This window comes from Ignavibacteria bacterium, assembly GCA_016873775.1.
Classification (GTDB): Bacteria; Bacteroidota; Ignavibacteria; order UBA10030; family F1-140-MAGs086; genus JAGXRH01.
Genome location: VGWC01000094.1, coordinates 1 through 7,808 on the forward strand (window position 1 = coordinate 1; position 7,808 = coordinate 7,808).

The following is a 7,808-nucleotide window of genomic DNA, read 5'->3' on the forward strand; positions in this document are numbered from 1 at the left end:
TACATCAGCCATAATGCTGTTGACATAATCTAATGACATTTGAAATTATCCTGTTTGTTGTGATACATATTGTTGATTAAAGTGAAAAAAATGTTGGTAAATATAGACGATTCTGAAGTAACTATGAATAGGTTGATGGTGTTAAAAAAAGTATAGAACAAAAGAGCATTTCCTCGCACTCGCGTTACGTTGTTTTCTACGCATAAAAATTTTGTTATGCTATTCTCTAAACAATTTGTGTGCCAATGAGCGAGATGAAATAATTATGAAGTATTGCCAAAAAATATTTCGTTTGGAAATTTTGAACGTTTCATTTGTGAAAATTATTTTTCTTAATGCTTTCATTTGTGAGAAGGGGAAATACGTTTTACGCTGTTTTCGTTCACATTGTTATTACTTAGCCTTCATACATTTTGGAACGAGAATTGCTTTTTACGTGAACGTTTTTTCTTATGTACGAATCATTCAAAAGAGTGGGAAAATGCGTCCTCAAACATTGTTAGAACATTTAGCGGAAAAAAAATTTCTCGATGAACTTCATCACTTGCTTTGGAACGAACCGTTTGTTAAAAATGGAATTCGCGATGAAGGATGGAATTGCCGCGACCATTCATTGCTTGTTGCCGGAATAGTTCGGCGTTTGGGATATTCCTGCGACATTCATTCGGGGAAATGTGCATTTGTGCAGGGAGGGAACAATAATATTTTGTCGCTTTCTTTGGAAGTGAATCCACATTCTTACGTTTATCTTCTGCAAAAGGGAATCATTGATTTCAGCCCGCGATTTCAATGTTTTGCTGTTCCTTTAGGTTTTTTGCAGTGGCCCATAGAAGGTATTTTTTTGAACAAACTTCTTCCGAAACAACTGAAAACAAAAAGTGAAATTGTTATTGCGAACAACGAACCCGATTTTCAGTTTCACATACGTCGCACAGTGCAACATAAAGAATCACGTGCGTTAATATATTTGAAACAAGGAACAGCGAATTCTCTACAAGAGATGCTTAATAATCCCGGGCAAACAATTAATTCTCCGCTGTCGTGTCATTTATTGAACGGTTTAAAATTGGGAAACGATATTTACAAAAAAGCATTACTGCAACTATGGGAATTTATCAATGAACGAACAACATCGTTGCAATCATTTTCAAGAGACGATGCATGGAAAACAATTGCAGAATTACCTTCCGAGTAAGATGAACGTCGCACAGTGAAACAGAAAAACAAACACATCGAAATTTCAGAACCTGAACTTCAACTTCTTCAAAAAGCGCAACACGAAGACGAAAAAGCGTTCACGGAACTGAATCGGCGCTACAACGAAATGGTGTTCAGTTTTGCATTTAAAGTTTGCCGCAACAAAGAGAAAGCAAAAGAAACTCGATGAAGCAATTCTCAAACTTCCGCTCGAATATCGGCTCGTGTTTATCTTGCGGGATTTGGAAGGACAAAGCGCAGTAGAAACTGCGAAGATTATGAACCTAACAGTTTCTGCAACAAAATCGCGTTTGCGCCGCGCGCGTGTATTTTTACAGGAACAAGTAAAGGATTATTGGAAACAGTAATGTCGTTTTGAAGAACGAAAACAACGTTGCTATTCCAATTTTGAAAATCCGTATTTCATACAAATGTACTTTGTAGAAAATGATTTTTATTCTTTTACGTTTACTAAAAATTTCGCTGATGAAAGTTCCATTCGGAAATCCCTCCTTTCATATTTGCCGATTGAAATCCGCGCTGATGAAGTTTTGAAGCAGCAATTAAACTTCTATTTCCGCTTTTACAGTAACAGATTATTTCTTTCGATTTATGCTTGTCGAGTTCGGATGCTTTTTCCTCCAATTCGTGAAGTGGAATATGCAACGAATCGCGGATGGATGATTGTTGTCGTTCTTCTTTAGTGCGAACATCGAGAAGTACAACATCACCGGAAGGAAGAAGCGATGCAACCTCAGCAACAGAATAGTTTTTCACGTTGCGGACAAGGAGAAATTTTTTGAGAAAATAAAAAAGGAGAATTCCGAGAAGTAAAAATGGAATAATATTGTTCATCGGTTTATGTTAGTTTATGTTGCACCTTCCGCCGCCACAGCAACCGTCGGCATCACAGAAAGGAGCAGTATAATTTTGTGCGGAATGTCCCACGCTTACATTGGGCGCAGAAAACAATTTTTTGTAATGCTGCGAGTTACACGATGGACAGATGATATCCTCTTTCACTTCGCGTACGAGGTGAAAAATTTCGTACGTTGCTTCACAGTCGTTGCAATGATAATCGAATATTGGCATACGGTTTGTTGAGTTGTTATTAAAAATTTCTTCTCAAATATAAGATGCGGCGAATTGAAAAAAGATTCACGGAATAATTTTTTGCATCTTTTTTTCGTTGTACGTATCTTACTCATAGAGTAATCGCTTATATTTTTGAACACTTTTCAATCTACTTTTTTAAAAAATCTATGCAAACCAAAACAGCATTTCTAAAACAATTGCAGGGAGTAACACTTATTGCGAAATCAGATTCCAATCACTGGATCATTATGGACGGTTCGCCAACGTTTGGAGGAAGCAGCGCCGGCTCATCTCCGAAAGAATTATTACTAATGGCGCTGGGCGGATGCACCTCAAACGATGTGATTCCGATATTGAAAAAGAAAAAAGTTGAACTCGATGGATTTGAAATCCATTTAACGGGAACTGTCCGCGAAGAACATCCGCAAGTATTTACGGATATTCATATCGAGTATGTTTTTTACGGAGAACAAATTCACGCGGAAGATGTTGAACGTGCGATTGAACTTTCCACGACGAAGTATTGCTCCATAACAGCAATGCTTTCCGCTATCGTGAAAATTACACATTCGTATCGAATAGAAGAAAAGAAAAACGAATAAGAGTCTGATTATTTCCGTATGCAAAGTTTCTTACTTTCTGTTGAGAAACGTTTGCTGGCGCATTAAAAATTGTCCATCGGAAATCAGAGAAATATGCGCTGCATATACAAAACATACAGACCCGTGTTGGATGATTACTAAAAAACCTTGCGATTGCAAAAGTGCAGAATGTCGCATTTGTCCCGTGTATCAAAAAATTCCTGATGGTCATTCATTGAAAGAAATGATAACGCAATTTACAACGCTATGAAGAAAAATGATTTCTGCAAGCAAGGAGATAGTATCATTTCCGTTGGACAGTTTTACGAAAAATCAGCGGGACGGAAATTATTTTTACATAGATAACTTTACTTTCAGATAGAACAGTCTTTTGGAAACGAAACAAGCAAGGGGCGTTTTAAAATTTGTAAGAAAGACGATTTCAGCAATGATAATATTTTACAAAGTTACTCTCGTATTTCTCCTATTTCAAAACTTTTCGAGTGGTATAAAATTTGCATATAGTCAAATGAATTTGCGAGGAGAAAGATTTGTGTTATTCTCAATTTTACAGAAGGAGGGTTTCAACAAGAAGGCGGTTTTCCTCATAAACATAGAACGGTTTATGGCAACGGGAAACGTTCTTTTTTTTAAAATGGTACGTAATGAAAGTTCACTCAAGAAATACATATATTTTTGCACATTGCATAGTTCTCATATTATAAGTTACGTTACCGTAAATGAAATACCAGTAAGTGATGATGAATAACAAGTTAATCATAGAAAGAAAAAACTTTGAAGCGTTGCTGTCGGCGCTTTGTCAACGCGGATTCACGATTATTGCACCAGTGTTACGTGAAAATGCGATCGTGTACGACGAAGTTACTTCGTCCAATGAACTTCCTATTGGCTGGACGGATGAACAAACCCCGGCAACGTATCGCTTGAAAAAGAGAAACGATAATGCGGTATTTGGATATGTTGTTGGTCCTCATTCGTGGAAAAAATATCTCTTCCCTCCGCATTTGAAATTGTTTTCTGCAGAGAAAAACGGCAAAGGATTTGTTATAGAAGAAAATCATCAACAATTCACCATACCGAAATACGCATTTGTCGGCGTACGTGCGTGTGAACTCAATGCAATACAGATTCAGGATAACGTTTTCTGCAACGGACAATATGTCGATGCCAATTACAAATCGCAACGGGAAAAAATTTTTATCGTTGCGGTGAATTGTGTTCAATCGGGAGGAAATTGTTTTTGCACATCAATGAAAACGGGACCGAAAGTAGAAAACAATTTCGATATCGCACTTACGGAAATAGTGAACGAGAAAGAGCATTATTTCATCGCAGAAGTTGGAAGCGAAAAAGGAAAAGTATTGCTCAGTGAAATTCCTCATCGTGAAGCAGAGCAAAAAGAAATGGAAAAAGCAAACCAACTTGTCGAACAAACTGCGAATCAAATGAAACGTTCACTCGATACGACTAACATCAAGCAATTTCTCTACGATAATTTTGATAATCCGCATTGGGATGAAGTTGCGCTACGTTGTTTGAATTGCGCTAATTGCACAATGGCTTGTCCCACGTGTTTTTGCACAACCGTGGAAGATGTAACGGATTTAACGGGAGAACATACCGAGCGATGGCGAAAATGGGATTCGTGTTTTACGATGGAGTTTTCGTACATCCACGGAGGAAGTATTCGCGCATCTGCAAAATCGCGGTATCGTCAGTGGCTTACGCATAAACTCTCTTCGTGGATTGACCAATTCGGAACAAGCGGCTGCGTTGGTTGCGGACGTTGTATTACGTGGTGTCCCGTTGGTATTGATATTACGGAAGAAGTGAAAGCGATGCAACATTCAAAATTTTCTACAACTAAAAAATAATTTCTATGGAAACACTCAAAATAATATTAGCCGAACATCCTTTTTTTAAGGATTTTGAAGCGAAACATCTCGACCTCATTGCTGGATGCGCGTCGAACGTGAAATTCAATCCGGAAAAATTTCTCTTCCGCGAAGGAGAAGAAGCGAATAAATTTTATTTGATTCGCAGCGGAAAAGTTGCTGTCGAGATGTACGGAACAGAACGCGGTTCGATTACGATTCAAACTATCGGACGCGGAGAAATCCTCGGATGGTCGTGGCTTATTCCTCCGTACTTATGGCATTTCGACGCGCACGCAATCGAACTCACACGCGCAATTGCACTCGACGGAAAATGTCTTCGCAAGAAATGTGAAAAGGATTCCACGCTAGGGTATAAATTGATGAAACGTATCGCATATATTATGGAAAATCGTCTTCAGGCAACACGACTTCAATTACTGGATATGTATGCAGCAACAGAATGAACGTTTAATGTTTCTTTCTTCTCCTTCGATGATACCGCAGTTGTTTTCTATACAGAACATAAAAAACGAGACGCGAGATACGTTTACACTCGAATTGGTTTCACCCGACAAATTGAATATTTCATTTCACGCGGGACAATTTATGATGCTGTACGTATTTGGTATCGGCGAAGTTCCGATTTCTATCAGCGGCAACCCGACGAAAACGACTAAACTTCTTCATACCATTCGCGCGGTCGGAACGGTAACGAAACAATTAAAAACAATGAAGCGCGGCGATGTTATTGGTGTGCGCGGACCTTTTGGAAGTCATTGGCCCGTTGACGAATCTCAAGGAAAAGATATTCTTATCGTTGCCGGCGGTATCGGATTGGCGCCGCTGAGACCAGCGTTATTGTATATACTTGCATACCGTCAGCGCTATAGGAAAGTTACGTTGCTCTACGGAACACGAACGGCGGATGATTTATTGTTTCTTTCGGAAATCGAACAATGGCGCGCGCGATTGGATTTAGATGTGTATATAACTGTTGACAGAAGTTCAAAAGAATGGCGAGGAAATGTTGGCGTTGTTACAACATTAATTTCCAAAGCGACCTTTGAACCATCGAAAACGGTTGCGATGATTTGCGGACCGGAAATAATGATGCGATTTGTTTCTGTTGAATTACAACGGTGCGGAGTTCTTGTTGAAAATATTTTTGTTTCATTGGAACGAAATATGAAATGCGCTATTGGTTTGTGCGGACATTGTCAATACGGAAATATTTTTGTTTGCAAAGACGGTCCCGTGTTTGCATTTCCAAAGATTCAACATTTGTTTGGAAAGCGAGAGTTGTAAAATGGCAAAGACGAAAAAACCAAAACTCGCGGTTTGGAAATTTGCTTCGTGCGATGGATGTCAGTTAAGTTTGCTCGATTGCGAAGATGAATTGCTCACCATTGCGGGCGCTGTGGATATTGCAAATTTTCCCGAAGCATCGCGCGCCGTTGTGAAAGGTCCGTATGATGTTTCGCTCGTGGAAGGTTCCATCACAACGCCGCACGATGCAGAACGAATTCATCAAGTTCGCCGCGATTCAAAATTGCTTGTAACAATTGGCGCATGTGCAACGTCGGGAGGAATTCAAGCGCTGCGGAATTTCAAAGACGTGAAAGAATTTACTTCGTACGTGTATGCATCACCGGAATTTATTTCTACGCTCGGAAAATCTACAGCAATTTCCGACCATGTGAAAGTTGATTATGAGTTGCGCGGTTGTCCCGTTAATAAATACCAACTCGTCGAAGTCCTCTCTGCATTTTTAAACGGAAGAAAACCGAACATTGCGCCGCATAGTGTTTGTATGGAATGTAAACGTCGCGGAGTTGTATGCGTAATGGTTGCAAACGGAACTGCGTGTCTTGGTCCCGTAACGCATTGTGGCTGCGACGCGCTTTGTCCATCGTATAATCGCGGGTGTTTCGGCTGCTACGGTCCAAAAGAAACGCCGAACACCACCTCGCTTGCTGATTGGTGGAAAAAACTTGGCGTGAATGAACAAGATATTGTGCGAGCGTATCGCAGTTTCAATGCGTATTCTGAAGCGTTTAGAAAAGAAAGTGAAGCGTTGGAGAAGTAGAAAATAATTTATCACGCAAAGACGCAGTGTCGCAGAAATTATTCTTTGCACCTTCGCGGCTTTGCGAGAGAAAGTAATAATATGAAAACCAAAAACATCAAAGTTAATTACCTCGCTCGTGTTGAAGGCGAAGGTGGAATTCTTGTTCGCGTAAAAAATAATATTGTCGAAGAAGTAAAAGTGAACATCTTCGAGCCGCCGAGATTTTTCGAAGCGTTTTTGCGCGGAAGAAAATTTTCCGAAGCGCCTGATATCACTGCGCGTATTTGCGGCATTTGTCCGATTGCTTATCAAATGAGTTCTGTACACGCGATGGAAAATGCATTCGGAATAAAAGTGGACGGACAACTTCGCGCGCTTCGTCGTTTGATTTATTGCGGCGAGTGGATTGAAAGCCACGTGCTTCATACGTATATGCTGCACGCGCCGGATTTTCTTGGTTACGAAGATGCAATTCAACTTGCGAGAGATATGCCCGATGTTGTTACGAAAGCATTGAAGTTGAAAAAAATCGGCAACGATATTGTCAATCTCGTTGGAGGAAGAGAAATTCATCCCATCAATGTTCGCGTTGGCGGATTTTACAAATTGCCGACGAAAAAAGATTTGCTTTCACTTGTTGAAAAATTGAAATGGGCTCGCGATGCGGCTATTGATACGGTGAAACTTGTTGCAACATTTCCCTTTCCCGATTTTGAACAAGACTACGAATACGTCGCGCTTCGTCACCCGAATGAATATCCGTTCAACGAAGGAAGACTTGTTTCCAATAAAGGTTTGGATATTGAAATTAAAAACTACGAACTTCATTTTCAAGAAGAACACGTGCAACATTCCAACGCATTACATTCTGTTTTGAAAGAGCGCGGAAATTATTTTGTCGGACCAAACGCGCGATACAATTTGAACTTTGATAAACTCACATCGCTTTGCAAAGAAACGGCAAAAAGT

General features: G+C 39.8%; 10 protein-coding genes. 8 read left to right on the forward strand and 2 right to left on the reverse strand.

Going from position 1 to position 7,808, the window contains the following annotated elements; genetic code table 11:
• Positions 1-481: 481 nt before the first annotated feature.
• Both FJ218_10320 and FJ218_10325 read left to right on the forward strand, forming a co-directional pair.
• Complete coding sequence (locus FJ218_10320) at positions 482-1,195, forward strand: hypothetical protein (protein MBM4167295.1); 714 nt, start codon at positions 482-484, stop codon at positions 1,193-1,195.
• Positions 1,196-1,307: 112 nt separating this feature from the next.
• Positions 1,308-1,565 (forward strand): hypothetical protein, encoded by a 258-nt coding sequence (locus FJ218_10325; protein ID MBM4167296.1) that lies wholly within the window; start codon positions 1,308-1,310, stop codon positions 1,563-1,565.
• 103 nt (positions 1,566-1,668) lie between these two features.
• Here the strand turns inward: FJ218_10325 and FJ218_10330 are convergent, their stop codons facing one another.
• Both FJ218_10330 and FJ218_10335 read right to left on the reverse strand, forming a co-directional pair.
• Positions 1,669-2,052 carry a rhodanese-like domain-containing protein gene (locus tag FJ218_10330; protein MBM4167297.1) on the reverse strand — a complete coding sequence of 128 codons (384 nt, stop codon included), beginning with the start codon at positions 2,050-2,052 and terminating at the stop codon, positions 1,669-1,671.
• Positions 2,053-2,061: 9 nt separating this feature from the next.
• A complete protein-coding gene (locus tag FJ218_10335; GenBank protein MBM4167298.1) occupies positions 2,062-2,289 on the reverse strand; it encodes a zinc ribbon domain-containing protein in 228 nt (75 codons plus the stop codon).
• Positions 2,290-2,459: 170 nt separating this feature from the next.
• On the opposite strand from FJ218_10335, the gene FJ218_10340 reads away from it, so the two are divergent.
• The 6 genes from FJ218_10340 to FJ218_10365 all read left to right on the forward strand — a co-directional run.
• Positions 2,460-2,894, forward strand: a complete 435-nt coding sequence (locus FJ218_10340) for an OsmC family protein (GenBank protein MBM4167299.1) — start codon at positions 2,460-2,462, stop codon at positions 2,892-2,894.
• Between the two features lie 737 nt (positions 2,895-3,631).
• Positions 3,632-4,768 (forward strand): sulfite reductase subunit A, encoded by a 1,137-nt coding sequence (locus FJ218_10345; GenBank protein ID MBM4167300.1) that lies wholly within the window; start codon positions 3,632-3,634, stop codon positions 4,766-4,768.
• Positions 4,769-4,773: 5 nt separating this feature from the next.
• The gene (locus tag FJ218_10350) at positions 4,774-5,235 is read left to right on the forward strand and encodes a cyclic nucleotide-binding domain-containing protein (protein ID MBM4167301.1); all 462 of its coding nucleotides are present in this window, start codon (positions 4,774-4,776) and stop codon (positions 5,233-5,235) included.
• Between the two features lie 7 nt (positions 5,236-5,242).
• Positions 5,243-6,076, forward strand: coding sequence for a Ni/Fe hydrogenase subunit gamma (locus FJ218_10355; GenBank protein MBM4167302.1), 834 nt, complete (start codon positions 5,243-5,245; stop codon positions 6,074-6,076).
• Position 6,077: 1 nt separating this feature from the next.
• Positions 6,078-6,857, forward strand: coding sequence for an oxidoreductase (locus FJ218_10360; protein ID MBM4167303.1), 780 nt, complete (start codon positions 6,078-6,080; stop codon positions 6,855-6,857).
• 81 nt (positions 6,858-6,938) lie between these two features.
• Positions 6,939-7,808: Ni/Fe hydrogenase subunit alpha (locus tag FJ218_10365; GenBank protein MBM4167304.1), on the forward strand; the 870-nt coding region annotated here is incomplete at its 3' end.